Below are 23,084 nucleotides of genomic sequence, written 5' to 3'. Positions count from 1 at the left end.
GCGGCAAGACGGGGCAGGCGTCCAATCGAACTGCATTCGGGTTGTGTGCGGAGCACAGCCTCCGGAACTGGGCATTGCGTTCATTCGGTGTGATCCGTGACACTGTGTCGGCAGATGCCTGACCGGAGGACGTACATGCCGCTCACCAGCGCCGATGCCGCCCCGGACACCGGTGCCGCCGTCGAGTCCGCGGCCGGCGCCGGTCCCGGGAGCACCGACCCGGCCGCCCCGCGGTCCGACGCCGCCCGGGCGGCGCGCGTCCGGATGCTGCGGGCGCTCGTCGGCCGGATGCACGACCGGATCCCCGAGCTCGCCGACCGGCTCGTCGCCGAGGTCCTGGCCGAGGACCCGCTCTACACCGACTTCGTCTCCCGCGAGGAGTTCTGGGAGTCGGCCCGCGCCTGCATCGAGGCCGGCGTCGTGCAGCGCGGGCAGGAGGGGCGCGGGCGGCGCCCCGACCTGATGGAGGCCGAGCGGATCGGGCGGCGCCGCGCCGAGCAGGGCATGCCCCTGGAATCGCTGCTGCGCAGCTTCCGCATCGGCGGGCGGGTCGTCTGGGAGGCGCTGATCGAGGAGGTGTCCGACGAGGGCCCCGACGCGCTGGCCGATCTGCTGCGCTACGCCAGCACCGTCTGGCACACGGTCGAGCAGCAGTCCACCGTGGCGTCAGAGGTGTACCGGCGCACCGAGTCGGAGATGCTGCGGCGCAGCGACGAGCGCGTCCAGGCCCTGCTGGACGCCCTGCTGGAGGGCCGCGGCGCCGACGGCGGGCTCGCCCAGGCCGCGTCCGCCGCCCTCGACCTGCCCGAACGCGGCCGGTACGCGGTGGTGGTGCTGCGCGCGGCCCGCCGCGACCCCGGTTTCGAGCGCCCCGACGAGGTGGACGGGCTGCGGTTCGTCTGGCGGATGCGCACCGACGGCGAGGTCGGCGTCGTCGCGCTCGGCGACCGTGAGCCGCTGGACGTCGCCGCCGCGCTGCGCGACCTCGTCCCGGGCGAGGCCGGCATCAGCACCGTCGTGGACGGGCTCGCCGGGCTCGGCCGCGCCCGCTGGCTCGCCGAGACCGCGCTGGCCACCTGCCGGCCGGGGGAGCGGCGGGTCGTCCGGCTCGACGACCGGCTGCCCGGCGCCCTCGTCGCCGCCCAGCCGGAGCTGGCCGGGCTGCTGAACGCCCAGGTCCTCGGCCCGCTCGACGGGCTCGACGCGGGCGACCGGGAGGTCCTCCTGGAGACCCTGGAGACGTGGCTGGAATGCGAGGGGTCGGCGATGCGCACCGCGGGCCGCCTCTACTGCCACCGCAACACGGTGTTCAACCGGCTGCGGAGGCTGGAGCAGCTGACGTCCCGGTCCCTGCAGCGCCCGCGCGACGTCGTGGAGCTGTCGCTCGCGCTCGACGCCGCCCGGTTCGCGGGGACCGCCCGAACCTGACCGCCCCGACCTGACCGCCCCGACCTGACCGACCTGACCGACCGGGGCGCGCCCGCTCAGAAGCGGGGCCCGTGGCCGGCGGCGTCCAGCCGCGCCCAGTCGGCGTCCCACAGCGCGTCGCGGCGCCGGTCGCAGCGCCGCCGGACCAGCCCGTACGCCACCGCGGCGGGCAGCGCGGCGCCGAGGACGGCCGCCGTGCCCGCGTACGCGGCGTCGGTGACCGTGCGGCTGTGCGGGCGCGGCGCCACGGTCGGCTCGCCCGCCCCGTCGATCCAGATCGCCCACCGGTCGCCGACCTCGACGCCCCGCCGGCTCGGCAGCGTCCCGGCCTGCGGCTTGCCGTCCGGGCCCGGCCAGGTCGCCTGGACGGTCTCGTGGACGAACCGGTCGCCGGACGCGGACGTCCCGCCCGTCTTCGTGACCGTCGCGGTGACCCGGTGCCGGTCCCGCCGCTCGGCCTCCTCGGCCCGGAGACCCGCCGCGTAGGACTCCGACCCCGCCCACAGCGCGAGCGGCGGCGCGACGCCGAGGAAGATCAGCAGCAGGGCGAACCCGAGCAGCCGCTGCACGCGGTCGACCGGGCGGCGCAGCTCGTTGTGCTCGAGGCCGAGTCTCCTGCGCAGCGGCGTTCGCGGCGGTGCGGGCGCCGCCGCCCGCGGCCGGGGGTTCGGCCCGCCCTCATGGCCGTCGCCGCGGCCGGAACCGGACCTGCGCATCTCTCGTCACCTCCCCGGGGAGCGCCCTCCCGGCAAGGGGCCTTGCTCGTCGTTTGCCAGGATATTCCCGAGATCGCTGAACGGCACGGGGCCCATGGCCGAATCGTTTCCCGGATCGAGCCCACTATTCCGCATCCGTGACCGAAAACGGCGGCGGCGGGTCCGCGTCAGCGGCCCGCCGCGCCGGCCTCCAGGTCGCGCGGGACGGGCGGGGCCGCGCCGTCCCCCCGGCTCCCGGCGGCCAGCGCCAGCAGCGCGCCCGCCGCGCACAGCACCGCCGTGATCAGGAAGATCTCCCGGTACTCGGTGCGGAGCGCCTCCTCGACCGCGGCGAGGTACACCTCCATCGCCCGGTCGAACTCCGCGTCCGACATCGTGAACGGCAGCGGCGGCCGGAGGTCGGCCGTCAGCGAGTGGAACCGGTGGAAGCCCCAGGCGGACAGCGCCGAGATGCCGAGCAGCATCCCCATCATCCGCGCGACGACCACGGCCGCCGACGCCACGCCGTGCCGCGCCGCCGGGACGAGCCGCAGCACCGCCGACGACACCGGCGCGATCACCAGGCCGAGACCCAGCCCGGTGATCACCAGGTCGACGTCCATCCGCGGCAGCGGCCCGTACGACGCGTTCGCGAGATCGGCGGGCCAGGCCGCGATCAGCACGTATCCGGCGGCCGCGACCGCCATCCCGGCCGCCATCGGCCACCGCTCCCCGAACCGCCGCGCCGCCATGCCCCCGGCCACGGCGGCGATCGGCAGCGCGACCAGGAAGCGCGTCAGCAGCAGGGCGCCCTCGACGTCGTCCTTGTCCAGGACGGTCTGCGCCACGAGCACGACGTCCACCAGCGTGACCATCAGCGCCGCGCCCGACAGCAGGCTCACGCCCAGCGTCGCCAGCAGCGGTCCCCGCCGCACCCCCGACAGGTCGAGCAGCCGCGTGCGCGTCCGGATCTCCCACAGCGCGAACGCGCCGAGCGCGACGGCCCCGGCGACCAGCAGCGGCGCGCCCCACGGCGGCAGCGCCGACTCCTGCGGCTCGGGGTTGTAGACGCCGCCGACGAGCAGCCCGAGGCCCGCCGCGAGGAGCAGCCCGCCGACCACGTCCACCCCCGGCCGCGGCCCCGCCGGCCGCCCGCCCGGCACCGCGACGTGCACCGCGACCATCGCGAGCGCCGTCAGCGGCAGATTGATCCAGAAGATCGCCCGCCACTCGTCCAGCAGCGCGACGACGCCGATCCCGTACAGCGGGCCGAGGACGCTGCCGAGCTCCTGCGCGGCGCCCACCGCGCCGAGCACCACCGGCCGCCGCCGCTCCGCCCACAGGTCCCCGGCCAGCGCCATCGTCACCGGCAGCAGCGCCCCGCCCGCGACGCCCTGCACCACCCGGCCCGCCGCCAGCACCGGGACGTCCTGCGCCAGCGCCGTGACCACCGAGCCCGCCGCGAAGAACAGCAGGCACGCCTGCAGCAGCGGGCGCCGGCCGAACCGGTCCGACAGCTGGCCCAGCAGCGGCATCGCCGCGACGTACCCGAGCAGGAACCCCGTCAGGATCGGGGTGACGCGCTCCAGCCGGTTGACCGGCAGCCCCAGGTCGTCGACGATCGTGACCAGGACGGTCGTGACGACGTAGGCGTCGAGTGCGGCGAGGAGCACGACCGCCCCGCCCGCGCCGATCGCGACGCGGCGCCGCGCGCCCGCCCGTCCGCTCACCGCGGCGCGCTGATCTCGTAGGCGGCGTCGAACTCGGTGAACTCGATGACGACCGCGCCGCGCCCCTCGGGGAACGCGCCCCGCACCTTGACGAGCCGCCCGTCGTCCTTGTTCACCCACACCTGGCCGCGCAGGTCCGCGTCGATCCCCGGGATCAGGCCGCCGATCCGGTCCTGCGGCAGCGTGGCCCCCACCCGGTACGTCTCCTTGCCGCCGACCTCCTCGACGGCCTCGGCCTTAGGCGCCTGCAGCGACGCCAGCAGGCTCGAGATGCCGCGCTCGGGGTCCAGGACGGCCGACGGGTCGTACATCGTGGCGGCGAGCGCCTTCGGAGCCCGGCGCCAGCCGCCCGTGCCCGCGTCCAGGTAGACGCTCTCGCCGACCGAGACGACCTTCATCTCGACGGCGTGGCCGGACTGCTCGATCGTCAGCGTGCCCTCGGCGTCCCCGTTGCGGAGCAGCTTCAGGTCGCCGCCCTTCACCATGATCGGCGTCTCGTCCTGCGTCGTCACGGTGAACGCCACGCTCTTCAGGTCGCCCATGGCCTGCGCCGCCCGCTGGATCACCTGCGCGCCGTCGAAATCCGGCCGTTCCGACCCGCCCGACCCCCCGTCCCCGTCGCACGCGCCGACCGTGCCGAGCAGGAGGAGGAAGGAGACGAAGGCGAAGATGCGTCTGGACATGGACGGGACCCTACCGACGGGTACCGGCGCGCGTCCTCGCTCTCAGGTATGACATCGCCGCTCCGGCCGGGCGTGGACGGAGGCCGGGAAATCGCGGTGGCCGCCGTCATCGGGCCGCCGCTAAGATGACTCGCGGCACGCCCCCCGCCGTCACGGGGGAAGCCTCGGGGCGGTAGCTCAGCCGGTCAGAGCAGGAGACTCATAATCTCTGGGTCGCGGGTTCGAGTCCCGCCCGCCCTACCTCGCAAGCGTCTGACCTGGCAGAACGCCCGGTTGGGCAGATCGAACTCGCGCGCTTCACCGTCGCACCGACCACAAGACTCGGAAGACTCGCCATGGTGAAGAAGAAGAGCCTGCTGCGCGTGGACGCCGGGGTGCCCCGGCAAGCCACCTCCGCCCCTCAGGGGGCCGAGGTCGATCTCGACTACTACGCCCAGCACCTGGTCACATCCAACAGCCGCAACGGCCGCCCCTACTCGCCGGGGACGATCCACAACTACCTGCGGTGTGCCCGGTTGCTCGTCCGGTGGCTTGACGGGCGTCCGCTCACAGCCGCATGCGACGTAGCCACCTTCAACGAGTTCCTGCGCTGGTACCTCGCAGAGCACGACGTCAACGGAACCGCGTTCGTGCAACGGCACCTAAGGAACCTGTTCAACTGGATCGAACGCGAAGAGGGGGTGGCCAGCCCGTTCCGGTCGCGTGACCTCGACACCTACACAGCCCGCAAGACCAAGCCGAAGGTGCTTGCCCGCGAGTTCATCAACGACCTGCTGGCCACCTGCGCCTCCCGCAGCTTCTATGACGTCCGCGACCGCGCCGTCATCCGGCTGCTTCTGGAAGGGCTGCGCGTGGGCGAGGTGCTCGCCATCCGGCCCGAAGACGTCCCGCCGCTGACCGACCCGGTTCTGAGGGTGGTGCCGAGCAAGGGCGAACTGGCCTACGCCGATGGCCACGGCAGGCGCGTCCTGTTGGCCCTGGAAACCGCTAGAGACCTGCACCGTTACGTCAGGGCCCGCCACCGTCACCCGATGGCCCAGAGCGCTCCTGAGCTGTGGCTAGGCGCCACCCACAAGCCGTGGGAGTACGACGGCGTCCGGCAGATGCTCGCACGGCGTTCCCGTCGTGCCGGTTACGACGCCCACGCCACCGCGCACATGTTCCGGCACACCTTCAGTCATGACTGGCTGGACAACGGAGGGAGCGCGGAGAACCTCATGCAGCGCAACGGTTGGACCTCGGTCTCGATGGTGCAGCGCTACGGGAAAGACATGGCCGAAAACCGGGCGATTGAGGCGACACGCCGAATGGGGCCGCTGTACTGATGGAGGACACCCGGTGAACGTGTCGGAGGTCGCTGCCATACTCCGGCGCCATGAAGGAAGAACGCGTTGTCGAGGTGTTCAGCCAGTGGCTCGTCTCCGAGTCGTGGAGCATCGTGGAGCCCACAGACCGGTGGACCGACATCGAAGCCGTCCGGGGCCCCGAGCGTCTCATCTGTGAGGCAAAGGGCACGACCTCAGAGGCCGGGATCGACGCCGACGTCGCCTATGGCCAGTTGCTGCGAAGGATGACCGACCCCGCCCCCGGCATCCGTTACGCGCTGGTGGTGCCCACGTCGTCCGTGACGGCGGCCTTGCGTGTTCCCCAATGGGTGCGGGATCTCAACCGCGTCGTGGTGTACGAGGTGACCGAGGAAGAGGCGGTCGTACGGCACTGAAAGGGAGGCGCCATCCCCTGGACGAACGATCCGGGGACCGCTTCAAACGTCGGTGGCGTGGCTTAGCTTCGCGAACACAACCTTGCCGCCCTCGTTCAGCGGCCGGACTCCCCACCCATCCGTCAGGGCGTCCACGAGCAGCAGCCCCCGGCCGGACTCTGTGTCGTCCTCAGGCACTTGCCCCGGTTCGGGCCAGGTCTCTCCCCGGTCCCATACTTCGATCACGCGCTTACCGTTGTCCATCTCGTACGCGCGCACCACGATGTGATCAGTCGGCCCAGACGCTCCATGGACGATGGCATTGGTGGCCAGCTCACTGACCACCAGACATGGGATCTCGCCAGGGATCCCCCATGTATCTGACATCTTGGCGACGGCGTCCCGTGCCTCCTTCACTGACTCCACTGCGGCCCGTAGAACGATCGTGTCCGCCGCGTCCTGTTTCATCTCTCTCCGCCTCTGCCGCGTCCTGCCTGCGAGTTCTCCGCTTCCAAGGGTGAACGCAGCCGACTACGCTTGGCAGCCAAAGCACGGGCACGGCCCCCGAACAAGACCCGCGCGCCAGATGTACGGAGCTGTACGAGATCATGACGGGCAATCACAGGACACCTCGCGAGTTCCTTGCTATGGAGCTGAAACGTGCCCGTGAGAAAGCCGGGATGAAACCGGACGAAGTGGCTAAAGCGGTCTATGTGTCCGAAGGTCTCATCCGTTCGTGGGAAAAAGGACGACGCGTTCCCCAACCCGATCACCTCGATGCGGTCGAGAACCTGTTCGGAACCGACGCCTTCTCGGGTATCCTGCGCCGACTGCGTGAGGAGCTGATCAACGCTGCCCTGCCACTGGAATGGATGCGAGAGTGGCGCCAGATCGAAGAAGGCGCCTCTTCGCTGCTGTCCTTCGAGACCAACGTCGTCCCGGGTCTCTTTCAGACCGAGGGCTACGCGGCAGCGGTCTTCGAGATGTGCAAGCATCTCGGGGATGTCGGAGAGATGACTGCGGCCAGGTTGGAGCGTCAGCAGCTACTCACTCGCGACGATCCTCCCACGATCGTCGTGCTCCTATCTGAAACGATCCTGATGAACAACATCGGCGGGCCGGCGATCATGAGGGCCCAGCTCGATCACCTCGTCCGCCTTGCGGACGAGCGGGAGAACGTATTCGTTCACCTCATCCCGTTCACTGCTGGGGTCTGTGCTGGTTTCATCGCTCCGTTCGTCATCGCCAGTTTCGACGGAAGCGAAGTGGCCTATGCGGACCATCAGTTGAAAGCGGAGATCGTAGAAGAAGCCGAGAACGTTGCCATCCTTCGCAGGATGTTCGAGCGCTTCCGAGCCCACGCACTGAGCCAGCCGGACTCAATCGCAATGATCAGAAAGGCTATAGAGGAACGATGGACCCCGTGAAGCGCGCCACCACGTGGCGCAAGAGCAGCTACAGCGGCGCCAACGGCGGCAACTGTGTCGAGCTGGCCGCGCTCGCAGAGGGTGGTCTGGCTACCCGCGACTCCAAGGACCCGCGCGGTCCAAGGCTCTGCCTCGCCCCGGCCGAAGCCGCCGACCTGTTCGAGGCGATCAAGCGCGGAGACCTCGACCTGCGCTGACGCCCCCACCTGGAGCCCTCTTCACCCCAGCAACGGGGGAGGAGGGCTCTTGTTTCTTTGCTTCGGCAACCCCGGCGCGAGATGCCCGCTCACCGGCGCAGCGGCGCAGCGGCGCAGCGGCGCTGTTACGATGCCCATCGACACGGGGTGACCTGCGGAGATCACTACCGATGATCTGAGAGACACGTAGAGTCATGGCCCTTTTTGGGCTTCCCGGCCACTCGGGACAGGATTTGAGGCGAGCAATAAATGGAGTTTCGGGCTAGCAGCGACGTTGGCGAGGACGGCCTGACTGTAACGCCTTTGCCACAGAGTGGGTCATCTGCGGACGGCTATCCCTGTTGTGTGGAACCATCCGGTCTTGTGAGCAAGGGACAGAAAGCAGCCAAGCCGAATCGACTCTTCTACGGGGACAACCTGCATGTACTCCGAGAGCACATCGCTACGGAGAGTGTCGACCTCGTATATCTAGACCCGCCGTTCAACTCGAACCGCTCCTACAACGTGCTGTTCAAGGAGAAGAGTGGCGACGACTCACCCGCTCAGATCGAAGCGTTCGGCGACACTTGGACATGGAGCCAAGAGACCGAGGAACTCTACATCGAGCTGCTGAACGGGTCGGCTCCTGTAGCGGTCAAGGACGCGCTCGAAGCGATGCGCAGGCTGCTGGGTGACAACGACGTTCTGGCGTACCTGGTCATGATGATGGCTCGGCTTATCGAGCTTCACCGGGTGTTGAAGCCAGAGGGATCCCTTTACTTGCATTGTGACCCAACTGCTAGCCACTACCTGAAGATGGCGCTCGACTCCATATTCGGCCCGACGCGCTTTCGGAGCGAAATCATATGGAAGCGAACCACCGCCCATAGTGACGGTGGCCAGGGGCGCAAGGCGTTCGGGCGAGTCCATGACGTAATTCTCATGTACAGCAAGTCTGAGGATTGGACGTGGAACCCGCTCTTCACGCCGTACGACGACGAATATGTGAAGAGTAAGTACCCCCGCATAGAGGAGGGGACGGGGCGGCGCTACGGCCTCTGGGATATGACTGGTCCGGGTGGGGCTGCCAAGGGAAACCCTAGGTACGAAGTCATGGGAGTCACCAGGTACTGGCGATATTCCGAAGAGCGTATGGCGCAGATGCTCGCGGATGGGCGGGTGGAACAGCCAAGTCCCGGTGCGGTTCCCCGTCAGAAGAAATACTTGGACGAGGCGCAAGGAGTCCCGCTCCAAGACGTTTGGACGGACATCTATCCGATCAACTCTCAAGCAGCCGAGCGTCTCGGGTACCCGACCCAAAAGCCGGTCTCCCTACTGGAGCGAATCGTATCTGCGAGCAGCAACCCAGGGGATATTGTTCTCGATCCGTTTGCGGGCTGTGGAACCAGTATCGATGCAGCCCAAAAGCTTGGTCGTAGATGGGTAGGGATCGACATCACGACGATCGCCGTCGACTTGATCGACTCCCGTCTACGCCATACCTACGGCGAGTCCATACGGGATCAATATGAGGTGCTGGGAATCCCGAAGGACCTCTCTGGAGCACGATCTCTGTTCGAGAGGTCTCCGTTCGAGTTCGAACGTTGGTGCGTCATGCTCCTCCCCAACGGCCAGCCGAACGAGAAGCAGGTTGGCGACAAGGGGATCGACGGAGTTATCCGCATTCCGTTGGACTCAAAAGGCATGGACTCCCACAAGATCCTCATCTCCGTTAAAGGCGGAACAACCAACCCGGGCCACGTGCGAGATCTCGTCGGAACAGTGGAGTCAGAGCGTGCGGCGATGGGAATCTTCGTCTGCATGAAGAAACCAACCAAGGGCATGCTGGAAGCTGCTCAGCGCTCCGGAATCTACTCCTATCCAGTGAACAAGCAGAACTATCCGAAGGTGCAAATCATCACCGTCGAGGAGCTGCTCTCCGGGAAGCAGCCCAAGATGCCAGCTCCGCTTCCGGCCTACTTCCAAGCGAAGAAGAGGGTCGTGAACGACTCGCAGCAGATGACGTTCATGTAGCGTGCTTCACGCGCAACCGGGTAAAAGCAGGCCCCGCCACCTTCTGGTCCGGAGATTCGGAGTCAAGAGATGGCGGGGCGTTTGAACCCTCGTTTCCGAGATCCTTCCCTCTGGGCCGGGCTGTAGCTAAGCGTAAGATTACTGTCTGCGCCTAGCTTGAACGTCCGGCCTTGGCGATCTCCTCGCGCATCTGGGCTTCGAGTTCGCGCAGTTCGGAGAAAGCCTCCTCCTGAGACTTCCGGGTGGCGGAGGCCAGGCCCTCGGCCTGTTCCTTGGCCTGCTGGAGCTTGCGGCCCTTGGAAATCCGGTTGAATTCCCTTTCCTGACGAGACTTCTGAGATCTGAATCCGCCAAAGGAAATCTGCTCGCCGTAGCTGGCATTGGCCATTGCGTCCGCAAACTTTTCGTACTCGGCGTGGGCGTTGCGCTCGGCGCGGACGGCGTCAATGTATTCGCTCTGACGCTTCTTGGCCTGCTCACGTGCCTTTGCCAAGCGCGGCTCCCATGCCTGGCGAACGGCCGTGACTGCCTCCGACTCGCGCACCGGATTGAAGGGCAGCAGGTAGGGCGACCCTTCGTGGACGAGGGCCAGTTCCTGACCATTGAAGGCGATCTTGTCCGGGCCCCACAGGCGAAACGCGCGGTCGGCGGCGCACTGGCCGCACACCGGGTTGCGGCGGCCGAGCTTGGCGCAATGGTCGCCCCAGTCCTCGGGAACTTGCGGGATCTCGGCGGCGATCTTGGTTTCGGGTTCGCTTGCCACCGGCGCCTTGCTCTCGGTGGGCTTGCTCATCTTGTTCTCGACCTGGCGGTTGAACACGGGTCAGTCCTCCTGCTGGTTGGGCTTGGGCTTGCGGAGCTGGGCGGCCAGAAAGGCCAGCCGATCGCTCATCTCGTCGAGGGCGGCGGCCAGCCACCGTTCCTCGTCGGCTCGGATCTGGTCTTCGGGGCTGGGGGTGCTCATGTGGCGTCGCCTAGGTGAGAGCCGCTGAGGAGCGTTGAGGTCGAGTCCAGTAGGTACTGCGAGTGGGCCACCGCCAGGGCTTCAGCGTTCGACACCTCAGCGCTGAAGAGGGATTCCCGGATGGCTGCCAGGTCGGCGGGGACCTCGGGGGCCGCGGAAGGCGAATCCTTGACCGCAACCGTTCGGGTCGAGCGGCCCGCGCCCTGGAGAACTGGGGAAACTTCGTAAACGTTCACCCGTTCGAGGATTCGGACTTCGTCACCATCCTCGTCCCGGACAATGCGGTGCTTGTCGATGTTGAAGCCATAGCTCCACTGCTGAAGGTTGCCGGTGGCTCGAACGGTCTTGAATGCCTCCGAGCCGGCGAGTGTGTCCAGGAAGAATTGAAGGTCTGCGTAAGCGGCTCGCGAATCGGTGCGAATCCGTCCCCGGCCGACCGGCCACGCTTCCTTCCAGGAGGCATGGTTGTAGCTGGACACCAGAACCTCCTGGCCTTCGGTGAAGGCCCCGGGGAGGGTGATGTCGCCGTGGTAATCGACCTCGTTGAAAGTCGCGAACTGAACGGTGACGCGGCCCTCGCCGACAGATTCCGTGGCGCCGAACTTGGTTTCGGTCACAGCTTCCTCCGCTGCCCGGCCACGTGGAGGATGACCGCGTTGTAGACGGACTCGCGCTCGTAGGGGCCGAGGTCTTCGACGATGCTCTTGAGCTGGTCTACGGCCTTGGCGGCGTAGTAGGCGGCCCGGTGATAGCTCTGGTCTTCGTCGGATCCCCACCGGGACGAAGCCATAAGGCGACCTCGGGCTGCCTTCACCTCGTACGATTCGCTAGCCACCGTGGCCTGCCAGGTTGAAGATGCACTCTTCGATCTCGTCGGGGGGCGGAGCCCCCGGAAGGTAATCGACCGCGCCCAGTAGATCGAAGACCTGGCCTGCGAGCAGGTTGTCAACGATGACCGAGAAGCGACGGCCGTCGGTGGCTGGGCGGATGACGACTTCCATGCGACACCCCTTTCTTTCTCGTTACTTCCATTATAAATGGAAACCGGATAAATCGGACATTGAGATCAAAGTTTTTCGGTGGACTTCGGTCTCGCCTCCAGGCCCTTTGGGGGAGGTCTGGCTGGTCTTTGGGGCCGGTTTCACCGGCCCCCAGACCAGGCCAGACCACCCCTCTGGTCTTGGAGACCGGTCTGTGGAAGACCGCCCTATTTGTAGGGGATGCAGAAGATCGCAGACCACTTTTAGACCGGTCTTCAGACCGGAAGACCACCCGAAGACCGGTCTAGCCCTCCAGCCAGCCAGATCAACAATCACAACGTGCGGGTTATATCGACGAGATTGACCACAGCCCAGAGGGGCGAGGTGGCCGGAAGCCCTACGGGGCAAGGGACTCGGTGGCTGGATGACGAATTGGCTCGGTTATCACGTAGGCTTTATGTAGAGCCACCGAGAAGGGGACACATCGTGATTGCTGAGCCCGACTACACCGTCCGCATCAACGTTCGTCCGCACCGCTACAAGGCCGGTCTGTCGCAGAACCAGCTCGCCCGCGCAATGGGAGTCAGCACCGTGACGGTGGCTGGCTGGGACGCTGGCAAGCAGCCTGCGGCCATGTATCTGCCGCGTCTCGCCGAGGTGCTGGGCGTCCGTATCGAAGACCTGTACCAGAAGGAAGACAACTAAAAGGAAGAAGGCCCGCCCCGCCGAGGGGAAGAACGGACCTTCTCGTCATCGCCCCACCACCCCATTCCAGACCCTAAAGAAGGGGGGTGAAACCCGCTAATAGTAAGGATACCACCTGATGCCCAACCTTTCCGCCGACCTCGCTGCCAAGGCCGCTAGCGAAAATCGTTCGGCAGATGAGCCGGTTCCTAGCGAACCAGCCGTTAACGCCGTCGAGCGTCCGACTGGTCCCGAAATCCCAAGTCTCCCCGATGAAGTTCTAGACGCCTTTTTCGAGGTCTTCGACATCGACCAAGACGACAACCCCAAGGACTTCGATAAAGCCCTGTTCCGGCTTGGCCAAGTCACTCGTGACCACGACGAGAAGGAAAACGGCGGAGGTGACCTTTACCTCGACGAGGTGTCTGTGCGCCTTGCCAAGAAGTTCGTGGACACCTACGAATTCGATAAGGGCTACAAAGACTACGACCATCTGGTGGCCAGCAAAAAGCGTGACGCGCGGGCGGCCGAGCAAGCCCGGACCGAGGTGGCCAGCGAAAGGGCTGCTGACCAGATCAGTGCGTTCGAGATCGTGGCCATGGATAATCGGGTTTCCCGTGAAAAGCCCAAGTGGCGAATCGAGCACCTGATGCCCGCCGGTGGCTACACGCTGTTTGTCGCCTACAAGAAGACCGGCAAGACGACCACCCTTCTCAACCTCATCAAGTCATTGACGACCGGAGAGCCGTTCCTCGGAAGGCTGGCCACCCGGAAGGTCGAGGGTCGGGTGACGTTCATCAACTTCGAGATGACCGAGGACATGATCGAGGAATGGGTCGAAGACCTGGGCATCCCCGAGGACAAGCTCAACGTCGTCCACCTGCGGGGACGGGCCGCCGCCTTCAACGTCCTCGACGACCGAATCCGCGCCCAACTGGCCCAACGACTCCGCGCTCATAACACCGAAGTCCTCATTGTGGATCCGTTCGGGCCTCTGTTCCGGGCGTTCTGCGACAACGGCAACAACAACACCCGCATCGGAAGCATCGTGGACGGCATCAATGCCCTGGTGACCGAAGCGGGCATCAGTGAATGGGTGGCCAGCTACCACACTGGCCACGACGACAAGGGCCGGGCTCGCGACGCCAGCGTCATCGAAGAGACCCCGGACGTTATCGCCGTTCTGGAGGGAGCGGGGGTTCGCTACTTCAGCACCCGAGGTCGCGATACCAACTACAAGACCGCCCTCGACTTCGACCGGGCCACCCGGACCCTGCTGGCCACTGAGGGCGGCCCGGAGAGTTCGCCACCTAAGTCCTCTGGGGCATCCCCAGAGAAAACTCTCATCATGGTTCTGGACGAAGGGGAGGCTCCGAACGACCTTAGTCGTCGCGCTACCAAGGAATGGCTGAAAGCGAATGACCACAGCCACCTTTCCGGCGCCACGAATGACAACGTTCTTAGCAAGGTCATCAACGTCCGACAGAATCGCACCGAAAGGAACGCGGCATGAAGGCCGAACTGCACGAAAACAAGCTGGTGTACTTCTGTGGAAAGTGCAAACGACAGGTGGGTGGCGATGGCATCATTCATGTAGACCTAAAGCAGGCACGCGCCCGCCGGCGAGCATGGAAAGAATGCGACGACAGCCACCCCTTCTTGGAGCGGTGTATTACGTGGGGCTCGAAATACAGCAGCCCGGATGTGGACAGAGGAAGTTGGCGTGTCCACCACTCCCAATGCGCCCCGGAAATTGAATTGGGCGGGTCGCCTGATGCAAAAGGTCTGACTGGAGGATACAAATTGGGACGACTTTATCTTGATGGTCGGCGAGATTGCATAGAATAGGAACCCGAAAGGGCTCGGATCCCTCTCCCACCTTGTGAGGGTCCGGGCCTTTTTGTTTGCCCAGGGTAGTTAGCGGAGCTAGATAGGGGGTAGTGTCACGCAACCAACCACCCCCTCCGCCCAACCCCCCCCCGGCGGCCGGGAGGTCCGAGGGTCGGCGAGAGGCAAAGGAGGGCGGGGGGCGAAAGGTTCGGGGGCGACCTTCCGAGGTGCGCGGTGGGCAAGGAAAGGGTTGGGGGGTCGGGTGGCCCTTTCGCGGGGGCCGGTGGCGAGCCTGTGAGGGGGTGGCCGAACTAGAACGCGATTCTAGGGGTTGGGTCGGGAATAACGGAGTGGGGGGAAGTTGCCACGGCAGGGTCCGCCGGGAGGCCGGATGATCTTCGCGGAGGGGGGTGCCCCCTTCCTGATCATAAGGGGGCGGCGTCCTCGAACCTTTTACCCTTGGTTGGTGGCGTGAGTCCCGCGTGCCTGCCCGGGGGAATCCGTGCTACATCGAAGAGGCTTTTAAGGGATCCCTTGCTGATTGGGAGGCGACGGTGGTGAGGTCGTTAAGGGATCCCTTTACTTTAAGGGATCCCTTAGATGTGCCTCTGCAGGGGTTCCCTCTGTCAGATCGTAAGGGATCCCTTAAAGCTGTTTCGTCCAAGGGGCTATTGTCGCTCGGCCTAAGGCATCCCTTGCCCGGTGCTCCCAAGGGATCCCTGGTCAGTGTCCGCTAAGGGATCCCTTGTCAGCGCGTCTGCTAAGGGATCCCTTAGCCCAGGGTCACCAACCTGCTCCCGCTTATCACCTTGCTCGCCTTCGATCACCTTCATGTTCAATGTCGAACATCAGTCCATCTGGTTGATCGATGGGTGCTGCTTCACATGTCTTGGTTGCGACGCCTTCCAGTAACATTGTCTTTTTCCTGCTTTGCCTTTTGGCTTTGGTGTTGTTGATCCTTGTGTGCACTGCGAACGGCAATGTTCTGCTACTTTCGTGTCGTGTACATGTTGAGAGTGAACGATGTCGGATTACTGTGATGAAGATGGAGTGCGTGGGAAACATGAATAGTTGAAGGAGTGAAGAATGGTTGAAGGTGAATATGGGTAGACGAGAGGCGACTGTGCCTAGTTGCTGCCTGTGTATGTGTTGTACGTGCGGGGTTGGATGTGAGGGCGAGGATTGATGGGCTTGTTGTGGGGTGGCGTCCTGTGCGAGCGAGGATGGCCGCACCCTAGGGTTGGGGTTGGGTGGTTAGCCCACAAGCCGGTGGCGTTCGCCACCTACAGGCGCTAGGGCCGTTCCCCTGCATCGCTATCGCTTACCAATAAAAGATGGGGTATCCCATAGAAGCTGGCCGCGTCTTTGGTTTCCAAGTGGGGATGGTCGGTGAAGGGCTGATCACCCCCGGAGGTGACTGGCCTTCTGGCTCGGGACCACCCCCTGACGTTGGGCTCCCTCGTAGCGTCTGGGCGGTAGTTGCAGGCTCGTCAAGGGAAGATCGAACCGGCGGCCTCGCACGGGCCTCCCCGCGCGGGTGCAGGGGGTGCGCTCAGGGACTTTTCCCCCAAACGGGCAAAGAAGCTTTGGCCCGGGTTGGTGGTGAGACCCACGGCGACCGGGTGGCATGGGAAGCCCAAGAGTCCAAGAGCCCGAGGGAGGGTCGATCATGAGGGATCCGATGATGAAGCAGGCGTTCCGCAACGCTCCGCTGAAGGGATGGCCGTGGGAACTGCGGTTGTATGCGCTCTACCGCCGTGCCTACGGCGGCGACGTGCGGGTGTTGGTTGCGATGCTGTGCAACGTCGGACGTCGGGCGGTTGCCCGCCCGTCTTTCACAGCCCAATAGATCTACCGAGGTTCGGGACGGACGCATTGATCACCCGCGCTCCTGTCTGGCGTGATCCTTCCTGAACGCTTCTGGACCAAGATCGAGCAAGTAGGCGATGACCCGGTGGCTAGTTGCTGGGCATGGGGGGCAAGCAAGAACTGGGGCGGCTACGGCCGGTTCAAGCTGGGCGGGCGAATGCAACGCGCCCACCGGTTGGCCTACCGGGCGTTGGTTGGCGAGATCCCCGACGGGCTAGAGCTTCACCACCGGTGCAGGAACCGGGCGTGTGTGAATCCGGGGCATCTGGAGCCCGTGACGCACGCCGTGAACCTACGCCACCGCATGGCCTGGACCTGGGCAAAGAGCGGCAGAGAGGGACCGCCAGACTCGACAGAGTCGGAGAGGTTGGGGCCCGCCCCGAGCTAGAGTTTGAGGTGTCCGGATGGTGAAGTTCACCGGTTCGCTCATAATCTCTGGGTCGCGGGTTCGAGTCCCGCCCGCCCTACCTCGGGGAGATCGTCCCCGCGTTCCGGTGGCGTCTCGGTGCCCCTCCCGCGACCTGGCGATACGCCGGGTTCGCGGCGTAACGTCGGACCCCCGTCGTACCGTGGGCGGGTCCACGGCCGGCCGAGGGGGCATCGTGAAGCTGCTGACCGCCACGAACTCGACCCAGGGATTCCGCGACAACGACTTCGACTGGTGCGTCGAAGGCGAACTCGTCCACATCGGCGTGGTGTGCGCCCGCGACTCCGGCGACCCGGACGGCGGCTGCGGCTGCGGCCGCTCGTTCGCGGGCCTCAACTCCCACCGCGCCACCACGACCGCGATGGTCCGGGACGTCCCGGGGTTCACCGGCGCCGACTACGTGGAGGCGATCCGGTCGAGCCTGGAACAGCAGGGCTGCGACGCCTCGCACGCCGAGCACGAGGCGGCGCTGCTGCGCTGCCTCGTGCGCGACTGGCCGGTGGGCGCGATCGTCGAGCGCCGCCTCGACGACATCGTCGTCCGCCAGGTCGTCCGGTGAGGCCTCCGGCCCGGCCCCGGTAGCCGGACCCGTCGCCGCCGAGGGCCCCGGGGCCGTGGCGCGGGCGCGCCATGGCGGAGGCCCCCGCCCCCGTGGCGGCGGCCGTCCGGTCGTCAGACGGCGGCGGTGACGCGCTTGTCCGCGGTGGTCGGGCCGAACGACCGCAGCACCACCGGCGCCCCCACGGCCTCCTCGACGGCCTCCTCCGGGCGCCCGAGCGGCGCGTACACCGGGCGCGCGGCGAGCAGCCGCCGGGTGAGGTCCTCCTGCAGGTCGAGGCGCCCCGCCGGGTTCGGTTCGAGGCGGCGCACCGTCGTGCCGCCGGCGCGGTAGGCGTGGCAGACGCGCAGGTCCGGACGCGCCCCCGCGACGTCCAGATGCGTGACCGCCACGCCGTCCATCCCGCCGGTGACCTCCCGCGCGTACCGCAGCGCGACCGCGTCGAGGTGCCCCGCGCGGAACGGGCCCTGCCACGGGCCCGTCCCGTTGTGCGGCTCGGGCAGCTCGCGGGTGAGCGCCGCGTCCTCGGTGACGAACGGGCCCGGCCCGTGCCGGGTCGCGTACGCCCGCACGACCCCGAGGCGGGCGGCGCCGCCGCCCGCCTCCCGCAGCAGCGCCTCCGCGTTGCCGAACGTGGTCGTCGACCACGTCGTGTACGGGTGGAAGCCGTGCCACTCGTCCAGCAGGACGCCCTGCGCGCCCTCGAACACGACCGGCCCCCCGGCGAGCAGCGTCCGCAGGTGGCCGCCGCCGACGACGCGGACCCGGTCGCCGAACGCGGTGAACGCGGCGACGCAGTCGTCCACGTCCGGGACGTCCTCGGCGCTCCCGGGGAACGTGTCCCGGTACCGGTCGCGGACCGCGGCGAGCCGCCGCCGCAGCCGCGCGGGCGACCGGCAGTCGCCCGCGCGGGGCGCGTCCTCGTGCGCGAGCGCGTACGCGGCCGTCTCGCCGATCCCCATACCGCAGGACCCGTGCCGGTCCGCGCCGCGGGCCCGTTCCCGGGCGCGGCCCGCGGCCCGGTGGTACGGCGTCGTCAGCAGCGCGTCGCCGTCCACGGTGAGCCGGTCGAGCGCGTCCCCGACGCCGACCGCCCGCAGGTGGTCCGCCTCGGCGGCGAGGGCGAGCGGGTCGACGAGCACGAACCGCGACAGGTGCGTCCGCACCCCGGGCGTGAAGCTCCCGGAGCCGAACTGCGCGAACGTGTGGTGCCGTCCGTCCACGGTCACCACGTTGTGCGCCGCCTGCGCGCCGCCGTTGAACCGGACGACCGCGTGCACGGGCGACGCCGCGCAGAGGTGGTCGACGACCGTGCCCTTCCCCGCGTCCCCGAACCCGAGATCGACGACGATCACGTTCTCCGCGCCGAACATCGCCGCACGCTCCCTTCCGCCGGACGGACGATCAGAGCCGCGTCGTCCGGGACGCGGCGGGGCGGCCGAGGCCGGGCGGGGCCGGGGACGTGGCCGCGGGGACGCGGCCGTCCAGGCGGGCCAGGGCGCGCGACACCGACGGGCCCGCGGCGGAGCCCGCCTCGGCGAGGTGGCCGAGGCCCTCGGCGAGGTCGATGGCGTCCTCGCCGAGACCGACGGTGAGGGCGATGGTCTCGCAGACGGCGCCCGGGTCGTCCAGGTAGAGGACGTTCTGGCCGAACAGGTCGCGCCAGAAGTCGCGGAGTTCCGGCTTCCCGGAGTGGTAGCCGCCCTCGGGGATGATGAAGTAGACGTCCCACATCCGCTGGAGTTCGCGGACGAGGCCGGCGACGGGGACGTCCGCGGGGAGATCCTCCCCGAGGATCTTCGCGACCTCGCGGCGCTTGATCTTCGGGTAGGCCAGCTCGTCGCCGATCATGAACAGGTAGCCGCGCTTCCCGCGCTTCTCGAAGCAGTCGATGGCGGTGTGCCGGGCCATGAAGTACATCGCGAGCTCGTACGACTCCCGCATCTGCCCGCCGCCCCCGCCCTCGATGAGGATCTTGGCGAGGTCGTCGTCCATCCGGTTGTCGGCCTCGAACTGGCCGACCTGCAGCGGGGCGCGGTCGCAGGTCGCGTCGCCGACCGCGCCGAACAGGATGTGCGGGTCGGCCGCGTAGCCCTTGCGCAGCAGCAGGCCGAGCAGGTCCGGCAGCTTGGTCTGCAGCGTGCGGGGGACGGTGCCCATCGAGCCGGTGACGTCGAACAGGACGGCGATCGCGAGCGACTCCGGGTGGTCGGCGGAGTCGCGGCTCTCCCGCACGGTGACGCCGCGCGGGTCGAGGTCGGGGTGGACGGTGGTGGCGCCGCCGTCGCTGTAGGCGAAGGCGCTGATTCCGTTGGCCGCCTGGTAGCTCTGGCGGGCGGCGTAGACGTCGGTGGACCAGTGTCCGCTTCCCATGGGGTTCTCCTCGGGTCGTCCGGGGCGTGCAGCAGGCGGGTCAGGCGGTCGGGGGCAGGTGGAAGGGCCGGAAACGGCGCGGGCCGTAGAGGCGTTCGAGCAGGTCGTCGAACTCCGCCAGCAGCCGCCAGGCGTCGGACGGGCGGCGGTGCGGCGCCGGGAGCGTGCAGCCCCGCGCGAACGCCCGCATCGCCGGGGGCGTCCGGCCGCCCATGAGTCCGGTCATGCAGCGGGCGGCCATGAACAGGTCGGTGCCGGGCGTCGCGGGCCCGCGGGCGGGCACTTCGGGCGGGTAGAGGCCGGCGTGCCGGTCGACCATCGCGGGGACGTGCTCGCCCGTGTCGGCGACCGCGTGGCACCAGCCGACGAGGACCAGGCCGTGCAGCTCCGGGTGGATCATGACGTGCTCGGGCAGGACGGCGCCGTGCACGACGCCCGCGCGGTGCACGAACCCGAGCGCGGCCAGCAGGCGCCGCCACATCCACGCGGCGTCGCGCGGGTCGACGCCGCCGGGGTACGCGCGCCGGACGCCCGCGAGGTCGTGGAAGCCGTCGAGCCTCCGCAGGACGTCGACCCGCCGCTGCGCGCCCGTCGCGGCGTCCCGGTGCCGGAACGTCTCGACGAGGTGCGGGACGTACGCGCGGTGCCGGCTCTCGCCGTACGTGGCGAGCCGGCGCAGCGCCGCCGCCTCCCGCTCGATCAGGTCGCCGTCGCGGGGGTCGCGCGGCATCTTGAGCAGGACCCGCTCGCCGCCCGCGCGCGCCGGGTAGAGCTGCGCCACGTCCCCGTCGAGCGGGTCGCCGTCGAGGCGGTAGTCGTGCCGCCCGCCCTCGATCGCCGGGGCGCCGGCGGCGCGGTAGGCGCGCCAGAGCGCGTTCAGCCGGGTGAACGCGTCGTGGGTGCGGCCGCCGGTCATGTCCGGGTGGACGGTGCGGGCCAGCCGCCGGTAGCGGCGGGCGGCCTCGACGGCGTCGTCGCCGAACAGGTCGGCGGGCGTGCGCGCCGCGTCGAGCGTGGTCAGGGCGTCGTGCAGGGGGGTCATCTGATCAGCTCCTCCCGGCCGGGGCGCAGCAGCGCGGGGTGCAGCAGCCGGGCGTCCCCGGCCCGGTAGAGCCGGGGACGGGGGCCGCCGCGCCGCCCGGCCGTCCGGTCGGAGGTCGTGCCGGTGCTCTCCACGAACCCGGGCACCGACAGGACCTTGCGGTGGAAGTTCCCGGCGTGCAGTTCCTCGCCCCAGACCGCCTCGTAGACGGCGCGCAGCTCGGGGATGGTGAACTCGTCGCCGCAGAACGCCGTGGCGAGCGGCGTGTACTCGAGCTTGCCGCGCGCCCGCTCCAGGCCGTCCGACAGGATCCGCGCGTGGTCGAACGCCAGCCTGCGGGTGGTGCCGGGCCGCTGGTCGCCGGACTCGGTGAGGCCGAGCGCGGCGACGTCCGTCCATTCCGCGGCGGCGGCGTCGCCGCCCGCGCGCGGGTCGGGCAGCTCGGGCGCGAACGCCAGGTAGGCGACGGACACGATGCGCATGCGCGGGTCGCGGCCGGGCCGCCCGTAGGTGCCCAGCTGTTCGAGGTGCACGCGGCCCAGTTCGGGGTCGCCCGCCTCGAGCCCGGTCTCCTCGGCGAGCTCGCGGACGGCCGCGTCCGGCAGGTCCTCGCCCTGGCGGGGCCCGCCCGCCCGGACGAACCCGCCCGGAAGCGCCGGCATCCCCGCGTACGGGGCTTCGCCGCGCCGGACGAGCAGGACGTGCAGGGCCCCGTCGCGGATCGTCAGCGCGACGACGTCCACCGTCACGGCGACGGGGTCGTAGGCGCGGGGGTCGTAGTTCGCGAGGAAGTCGCGCTCGTCCTGCCGCGGGTCCGGGCTCATCAGTGCTCCGATGTCATTCTCATTCTGAGTAAATCTCTGACTGAGAACAACATAACCCGGACGGCTCCCCCTGTCCACCCCGCTTCCCGGCGATGAGATCGTGGGGGGACGATCCGGACGGCAGGAGGTGCGCTGTGCTCGTCGCGTTCTCGGTGACCCCGCTCGGCACGGGGGAGGACGTCGGGGAACTCGTCGCGGAGGCGGTGCGGGTGGTGCGCGAGAGCGGGCTGCCCAACCGCACCGACGCGATGTTCACGACGATCGAGGGGGAGTGGGACGAGGTGATGGCCGTGGTGAAGGCCGCCACCGACGCCGTCGCCGCCCGCGCGCCCCGGGTGAGCCTCGTCGTGAAGGCCGACGTGCGTCCGGGCGTGACCGGGGCCCTCGACGCCAAGGTCGAGAGCGTCGAGCGTCACCTCAGCCGGAAAGCCACTCCCTGATCTCCTCGTCGGTGCGCGGGAGGACGCACCACAGCGCCTCCTCCATCGAGCCGCACAGCGGGACGTCCCGGTCCAGCCCGAGGATCCGGAACACCTTCGCCGCGTAGGGGCGCACCCCGACCAGCGCCAGCGCGGCGCCCTCCGCCTCGCACACGCGGGCGCACCGGAACACCGTCCGCATGCCCTCGGCGTCGAAGAACGTCACGCCGGAGACGTCCAGGACCAGCGGGCGCCCGGTCAGCGGGCGCAGCCGGGAGCGGACGTGCGGGCACGACGCCCGGTCCATCTCGCCGCTCAGCAGCACGGTGGTGTGCCGCTCGCCCTCGACGACGACCATGTCGACGGCGCCTGGCTCCATGCTCCCCCCTCGCGGTCGCCGGTCCCCCCGAAGAGCATCGCGCGCTCACCGGCGGTTTCCAAGCGGTTCCGCGGAGCGGCGTGCCGGACGGCGGCCGCCGGGGGCCGAAGGGGGTGGTCGGGGCGGCGTTCAGGGGCGCGCCGCGGCGCCGTCGAGGACGGCGGCGACCGCCCGCTCGGCGAAGCCGTCGCCGACCGGGAGGCCGCGGAAGGCCACCCGGACCCAGACGGCGCCGGCGAGCAGGTCCATGAGCAGCATCGGGTCGGCGTCCGGTGGCAGCTCGCCCCGCGCGGCGGCGCGGTCGAACACCGGACGCTCGCGCGCGAGGCGGTCGGCGAAGAACGTCCGGGCGTGCGCGGCGGCGACCAGCGCCGCCTTGGACGGCCACCAGCGGTAGATCGTCGTCTTGTTGACGCCGCACCGCTCGGCGACGCCCTCGATGGTCGGCCCGTCGAAACCGCGGGCGGTGAGGAGGTCGAGGGTCGCGGTGAAGACGTCCTGGGCGCGACGGAGAACCTGCCCGTGGTGCTGCTGCACGGCATCCGGGTCAGCGGCACGATGTGGGGTCCGCTCGCGGAGCGGCTGCGGGAACGGCACCGGGTCGCCGCGCCCGGCCTGCCCGGGCACGGCCGGCGGCGCGGGGAGCGGTTCACCATGGACGGCGCCGTGGACGCCGTCGCGGAGACGATCGACGCGCTCGGCGGCCGCGCCCTCGTCGCGGGCCTGTCGCTCGGCGGCTTCGTCGGCATCGCCGCCGCCGCGCGGCACCCAGGGCGGGTCGCCGGGCTCGTGGCGATGGGCTGCACGACGCGCCCGGCCGGGTTCGGCCGCGCGGTCTACCGCACCGCCGGCCGGCTCGCCG

At 68.5% G+C, this 23,084-nt stretch carries 29 protein-coding genes and 1 tRNA gene; 15 read left to right on the top strand and 15 right to left on the bottom strand.

Translation table 11 applies throughout. The features are described from left to right. Window positions 1–114: 114 nt before the first annotated feature. A complete protein-coding gene (locus ACFQ11_RS15215) occupies window positions 115–1,428 on the top strand; it encodes a PucR family transcriptional regulator (protein WP_378298959.1) in 1,314 nt (437 codons plus the stop codon). A gap of 56 nt (window positions 1,429–1,484) precedes the next feature. Here the strand turns inward: ACFQ11_RS15215 and ACFQ11_RS15210 are convergent, their stop codons facing one another. The 3 genes from ACFQ11_RS15210 to ACFQ11_RS15200 all read right to left on the bottom strand — a co-directional run bounded on the left by ACFQ11_RS15210 (window position 1,485) and on the right by ACFQ11_RS15200 (window position 4,536). Continuing rightward, a complete protein-coding gene (locus ACFQ11_RS15210) occupies window positions 1,485–2,144 on the bottom strand; it encodes an Rv1733c family protein (protein ID WP_378298958.1) in 660 nt (219 codons plus the stop codon). A gap of 167 nt (window positions 2,145–2,311) precedes the next feature. After that, complete coding sequence (locus tag ACFQ11_RS15205; RefSeq protein ID WP_378298957.1) at window positions 2,312–3,853, bottom strand: MFS transporter; 1,542 nt, start codon at window positions 3,851–3,853, stop codon at window positions 2,312–2,314. Next, on the bottom strand, window positions 3,850–4,536 hold the full coding sequence (locus ACFQ11_RS15200) for an LppX_LprAFG lipoprotein (protein WP_378298956.1): 687 nt from the start codon (window positions 4,534–4,536) through the stop codon (window positions 3,850–3,852). Before ACFQ11_RS15200 ends, ACFQ11_RS15205 begins: the two co-directional genes overlap by 4 nt. A 166-nt stretch (window positions 4,537–4,702) precedes the next feature. On the opposite strand from ACFQ11_RS15200, the gene ACFQ11_RS15195 reads away from it, so the two are divergent. The 3 genes from ACFQ11_RS15195 to ACFQ11_RS15185 all read left to right on the top strand — a co-directional run bounded on the left by ACFQ11_RS15195 (window position 4,703) and on the right by ACFQ11_RS15185 (window position 6,256). Continuing rightward, window positions 4,703–4,776, top strand: a tRNA-Ile gene (locus ACFQ11_RS15195). A gap of 95 nt (window positions 4,777–4,871) precedes the next feature. Beyond that, window positions 4,872–5,861 (top strand): tyrosine-type recombinase/integrase, encoded by a 990-nt coding sequence (locus ACFQ11_RS15190; protein ID WP_378298955.1) that lies wholly within the window; start codon window positions 4,872–4,874, stop codon window positions 5,859–5,861. A gap of 50 nt (window positions 5,862–5,911) precedes the next feature. Continuing rightward, a complete protein-coding gene (locus ACFQ11_RS15185) occupies window positions 5,912–6,256 on the top strand; it encodes a hypothetical protein (RefSeq protein ID WP_378298954.1) in 345 nt (114 codons plus the stop codon). A 42-nt stretch (window positions 6,257–6,298) separates the two neighbouring features. On the opposite strand, the gene ACFQ11_RS15180 is transcribed toward ACFQ11_RS15185, so the two are convergent. Beyond that, the gene (locus tag ACFQ11_RS15180; RefSeq protein WP_378298953.1) at window positions 6,299–6,703 is read right to left on the bottom strand and encodes an ATP-binding protein; all 405 of its coding nucleotides are present in this window, start codon (window positions 6,701–6,703) and stop codon (window positions 6,299–6,301) included. Window positions 6,704–6,843: 140 nt separating this feature from the next. Between ACFQ11_RS15180 and ACFQ11_RS15175 the strand changes: the two genes are divergently transcribed. The 3 genes from ACFQ11_RS15175 to ACFQ11_RS15165 all read left to right on the top strand — a co-directional run bounded on the left by ACFQ11_RS15175 (window position 6,844) and on the right by ACFQ11_RS15165 (window position 9,872). After that, entirely contained in the window at window positions 6,844–7,662 is an 819-nt protein-coding gene (locus ACFQ11_RS15175; protein ID WP_378298952.1) for a helix-turn-helix domain-containing protein, read from the top strand. After that, window positions 7,650–7,859 carry a DUF397 domain-containing protein gene (locus ACFQ11_RS15170; protein WP_378298951.1) on the top strand — a complete coding sequence of 70 codons (210 nt, stop codon included), beginning with the start codon at window positions 7,650–7,652 and terminating at the stop codon, window positions 7,857–7,859. Before ACFQ11_RS15175 ends, ACFQ11_RS15170 begins: the two co-directional genes overlap by 13 nt. Window positions 7,860–8,222: 363 nt before the next feature. After that, window positions 8,223–9,872, top strand: a complete 1,650-nt coding sequence (locus ACFQ11_RS15165; protein ID WP_378298950.1) for a DNA methyltransferase — start codon at window positions 8,223–8,225, stop codon at window positions 9,870–9,872. A 151-nt stretch (window positions 9,873–10,023) separates the two neighbouring features. Here ACFQ11_RS15165 and ACFQ11_RS15160 read toward each other — a convergent pair whose 3' ends face one another. Genes ACFQ11_RS15160 through ACFQ11_RS15140 form a run of 5 tightly spaced genes read right to left on the bottom strand, consistent with a single transcriptional unit; the run spans window position 10,024 to window position 11,837 of the window. After that, window positions 10,024–10,692 carry a hypothetical protein gene (locus tag ACFQ11_RS15160; protein ID WP_378298949.1) on the bottom strand — a complete coding sequence of 223 codons (669 nt, stop codon included), beginning with the start codon at window positions 10,690–10,692 and terminating at the stop codon, window positions 10,024–10,026. Between the two features lie 3 nt (window positions 10,693–10,695). Continuing rightward, window positions 10,696–10,836: a hypothetical protein gene (locus ACFQ11_RS15155; protein ID WP_378298948.1), complete on the bottom strand. Its 141-nt coding sequence runs from the start codon at window positions 10,834–10,836 to the stop codon at window positions 10,696–10,698. Next, entirely contained in the window at window positions 10,833–11,453 is a 621-nt protein-coding gene (locus tag ACFQ11_RS15150) for an HK97 family phage prohead protease (RefSeq protein ID WP_378298947.1), read from the bottom strand. Before ACFQ11_RS15150 ends, ACFQ11_RS15155 begins: the two co-directional genes overlap by 4 nt. Next, entirely contained in the window at window positions 11,450–11,626 is a 177-nt protein-coding gene (locus ACFQ11_RS15145; protein ID WP_378298946.1) for a hypothetical protein, read from the bottom strand. Before ACFQ11_RS15145 ends, ACFQ11_RS15150 begins: the two co-directional genes overlap by 4 nt. A gap of 37 nt (window positions 11,627–11,663) precedes the next feature. Then, window positions 11,664–11,837 carry a hypothetical protein gene (locus tag ACFQ11_RS15140; RefSeq protein WP_378298945.1) on the bottom strand — a complete coding sequence of 58 codons (174 nt, stop codon included), beginning with the start codon at window positions 11,835–11,837 and terminating at the stop codon, window positions 11,664–11,666. A 465-nt stretch (window positions 11,838–12,302) separates the two neighbouring features. Between ACFQ11_RS15140 and ACFQ11_RS15135 the strand changes: the two genes are divergently transcribed. From ACFQ11_RS15135 to ACFQ11_RS15110, 6 genes are all read left to right on the top strand, one after another. Further along, window positions 12,303–12,521, top strand: a complete 219-nt coding sequence (locus ACFQ11_RS15135; RefSeq protein ID WP_378298944.1) for a helix-turn-helix transcriptional regulator — start codon at window positions 12,303–12,305, stop codon at window positions 12,519–12,521. 118 nt (window positions 12,522–12,639) lie between these two features. Next, window positions 12,640–14,013 carry an AAA family ATPase gene (locus tag ACFQ11_RS15130; protein WP_378298943.1) on the top strand — a complete coding sequence of 458 codons (1,374 nt, stop codon included), beginning with the start codon at window positions 12,640–12,642 and terminating at the stop codon, window positions 14,011–14,013. Continuing rightward, window positions 14,010–14,348 carry a hypothetical protein gene (locus tag ACFQ11_RS15125; protein ID WP_378298942.1) on the top strand — a complete coding sequence of 113 codons (339 nt, stop codon included), beginning with the start codon at window positions 14,010–14,012 and terminating at the stop codon, window positions 14,346–14,348. Before ACFQ11_RS15130 ends, ACFQ11_RS15125 begins: the two co-directional genes overlap by 4 nt. Before the next feature lie 1,651 nt (window positions 14,349–15,999). Further along, on the top strand, window positions 16,000–16,179 hold the full coding sequence (locus ACFQ11_RS15120) for a hypothetical protein (RefSeq protein ID WP_378298941.1): 180 nt from the start codon (window positions 16,000–16,002) through the stop codon (window positions 16,177–16,179). A gap of 177 nt (window positions 16,180–16,356) precedes the next feature. Further along, the gene (locus tag ACFQ11_RS15115) at window positions 16,357–16,587 is read left to right on the top strand and encodes an HNH endonuclease signature motif containing protein (protein ID WP_378299012.1); all 231 of its coding nucleotides are present in this window, start codon (window positions 16,357–16,359) and stop codon (window positions 16,585–16,587) included. Between the two features lie 214 nt (window positions 16,588–16,801). After that, window positions 16,802–17,185 (top strand): DUF7715 family protein, encoded by a 384-nt coding sequence (locus ACFQ11_RS15110; RefSeq protein ID WP_378298940.1) that lies wholly within the window; start codon window positions 16,802–16,804, stop codon window positions 17,183–17,185. Window positions 17,186–17,298: 113 nt separating this feature from the next. Here the strand turns inward: ACFQ11_RS15110 and ACFQ11_RS15105 are convergent, their stop codons facing one another. Genes ACFQ11_RS15105 through ACFQ11_RS15090 form a run of 4 tightly spaced genes read right to left on the bottom strand, consistent with a single transcriptional unit; the run spans window position 17,299 to window position 21,424 of the window. Next, window positions 17,299–18,558: an adenylosuccinate synthetase gene (locus tag ACFQ11_RS15105; RefSeq protein ID WP_378298939.1), complete on the bottom strand. Its 1,260-nt coding sequence runs from the start codon at window positions 18,556–18,558 to the stop codon at window positions 17,299–17,301. A gap of 31 nt (window positions 18,559–18,589) precedes the next feature. Beyond that, window positions 18,590–19,558 (bottom strand): hypothetical protein, encoded by a 969-nt coding sequence (locus ACFQ11_RS15100; RefSeq protein WP_378298938.1) that lies wholly within the window; start codon window positions 19,556–19,558, stop codon window positions 18,590–18,592. A 40-nt stretch (window positions 19,559–19,598) separates the two neighbouring features. Next, complete coding sequence (locus ACFQ11_RS15095) at window positions 19,599–20,600, bottom strand: protein kinase family protein (RefSeq protein WP_378298937.1); 1,002 nt, start codon at window positions 20,598–20,600, stop codon at window positions 19,599–19,601. Next, the gene (locus ACFQ11_RS15090) at window positions 20,597–21,424 is read right to left on the bottom strand and encodes an NUDIX hydrolase (protein WP_378298936.1); all 828 of its coding nucleotides are present in this window, start codon (window positions 21,422–21,424) and stop codon (window positions 20,597–20,599) included. Before ACFQ11_RS15090 ends, ACFQ11_RS15095 begins: the two co-directional genes overlap by 4 nt. Window positions 21,425–21,558: 134 nt before the next feature. On the opposite strand from ACFQ11_RS15090, the gene ACFQ11_RS15085 reads away from it, so the two are divergent. Next, on the top strand, window positions 21,559–21,864 hold the full coding sequence (locus ACFQ11_RS15085) for an MTH1187 family thiamine-binding protein (RefSeq protein ID WP_378298935.1): 306 nt from the start codon (window positions 21,559–21,561) through the stop codon (window positions 21,862–21,864). Here ACFQ11_RS15085 and ACFQ11_RS15080 read toward each other — a convergent pair. Then, a complete protein-coding gene (locus ACFQ11_RS15080) occupies window positions 21,842–22,222 on the bottom strand; it encodes an STAS domain-containing protein (RefSeq protein WP_378298934.1) in 381 nt (126 codons plus the stop codon). The two genes, ACFQ11_RS15085 and ACFQ11_RS15080, sit on opposite strands and share 23 nt — an antisense overlap. A gap of 129 nt (window positions 22,223–22,351) precedes the next feature. Then, on the bottom strand, window positions 22,352–22,759 hold the full coding sequence (locus ACFQ11_RS15075; RefSeq protein ID WP_378298933.1) for a TetR/AcrR family transcriptional regulator: 408 nt from the start codon (window positions 22,757–22,759) through the stop codon (window positions 22,352–22,354). A gap of 21 nt (window positions 22,760–22,780) precedes the next feature. Between ACFQ11_RS15075 and ACFQ11_RS15070 the strand changes: the two genes are divergently transcribed. Then, window positions 22,781–23,084: alpha/beta fold hydrolase (locus tag ACFQ11_RS15070; RefSeq protein WP_378299011.1), on the top strand; the 304-nt coding region annotated here is incomplete at its 3' end.

Source organism: Actinomadura sediminis, from assembly GCF_042675525.1.
GTDB classification, from domain to species: domain Bacteria; phylum Actinomycetota; class Actinomycetes; order Streptosporangiales; family Streptosporangiaceae; genus Spirillospora; species Spirillospora sediminis.
This window is presented reverse-complemented; position numbering and strand designations above follow the sequence as displayed.

What these genes read in the sequence shown, in the direction of transcription:
- ACFQ11_RS15200 (WP_378298956.1), bottom strand. Translation starts at nt 4,536, where the DNA reads ATGTCCAGACGCATCTTCGCCTTCGTCTCCTTCCTCCTCCTGCTCGGC.
- ACFQ11_RS15105 (WP_378298939.1), bottom strand. Translation starts at nt 18,558, where the DNA reads ATGTTCGGCGCGGAGAACGTGATCGTCGTCGATCTCGGGTTCGGGGAC.
- ACFQ11_RS15115 (WP_378299012.1), top strand. Translation starts at nt 16,357, where the DNA reads ATGCAACGCGCCCACCGGTTGGCCTACCGGGCGTTGGTTGGCGAGATC.
- ACFQ11_RS15175 (WP_378298952.1), top strand. Translation starts at nt 6,844, where the DNA reads ATGACGGGCAATCACAGGACACCTCGCGAGTTCCTTGCTATGGAGCTG.
- ACFQ11_RS15095 (WP_378298937.1), bottom strand. Translation starts at nt 20,600, where the DNA reads ATGACCCCCCTGCACGACGCCCTGACCACGCTCGACGCGGCGCGCACG.
- ACFQ11_RS15155 (WP_378298948.1), bottom strand. Translation starts at nt 10,836, where the DNA reads ATGAGCACCCCCAGCCCCGAAGACCAGATCCGAGCCGACGAGGAACGG.
- ACFQ11_RS15140 (WP_378298945.1), bottom strand. Translation starts at nt 11,837, where the DNA reads ATGGAAGTCGTCATCCGCCCAGCCACCGACGGCCGTCGCTTCTCGGTC.
- ACFQ11_RS15125 (WP_378298942.1), top strand. Translation starts at nt 14,010, where the DNA reads ATGAAGGCCGAACTGCACGAAAACAAGCTGGTGTACTTCTGTGGAAAG.
- ACFQ11_RS15080 (WP_378298934.1), bottom strand. Translation starts at nt 22,222, where the DNA reads ATGGAGCCAGGCGCCGTCGACATGGTCGTCGTCGAGGGCGAGCGGCAC.
- ACFQ11_RS15090 (WP_378298936.1), bottom strand. Translation starts at nt 21,424, where the DNA reads ATGAGCCCGGACCCGCGGCAGGACGAGCGCGACTTCCTCGCGAACTAC.
- ACFQ11_RS15185 (WP_378298954.1), top strand. Translation starts at nt 5,912, where the DNA reads ATGAAGGAAGAACGCGTTGTCGAGGTGTTCAGCCAGTGGCTCGTCTCC.
- ACFQ11_RS15145 (WP_378298946.1), bottom strand. Translation starts at nt 11,626, where the DNA reads ATGGCTTCGTCCCGGTGGGGATCCGACGAAGACCAGAGCTATCACCGG.
- ACFQ11_RS15170 (WP_378298951.1), top strand. Translation starts at nt 7,650, where the DNA reads ATGGACCCCGTGAAGCGCGCCACCACGTGGCGCAAGAGCAGCTACAGC.
- ACFQ11_RS15130 (WP_378298943.1), top strand. Translation starts at nt 12,640, where the DNA reads ATGCCCAACCTTTCCGCCGACCTCGCTGCCAAGGCCGCTAGCGAAAAT.
- ACFQ11_RS15215 (WP_378298959.1), top strand. Translation starts at nt 115, where the DNA reads ATGCCTGACCGGAGGACGTACATGCCGCTCACCAGCGCCGATGCCGCC.
- ACFQ11_RS15210 (WP_378298958.1), bottom strand. Translation starts at nt 2,144, where the DNA reads ATGCGCAGGTCCGGTTCCGGCCGCGGCGACGGCCATGAGGGCGGGCCG.
- ACFQ11_RS15120 (WP_378298941.1), top strand. Translation starts at nt 16,000, where the DNA reads ATGAGGGATCCGATGATGAAGCAGGCGTTCCGCAACGCTCCGCTGAAG.
- ACFQ11_RS15180 (WP_378298953.1), bottom strand. Translation starts at nt 6,703, where the DNA reads ATGAAACAGGACGCGGCGGACACGATCGTTCTACGGGCCGCAGTGGAG.
- ACFQ11_RS15190 (WP_378298955.1), top strand. Translation starts at nt 4,872, where the DNA reads ATGGTGAAGAAGAAGAGCCTGCTGCGCGTGGACGCCGGGGTGCCCCGG.
- ACFQ11_RS15100 (WP_378298938.1), bottom strand. Translation starts at nt 19,558, where the DNA reads ATGGGAAGCGGACACTGGTCCACCGACGTCTACGCCGCCCGCCAGAGC.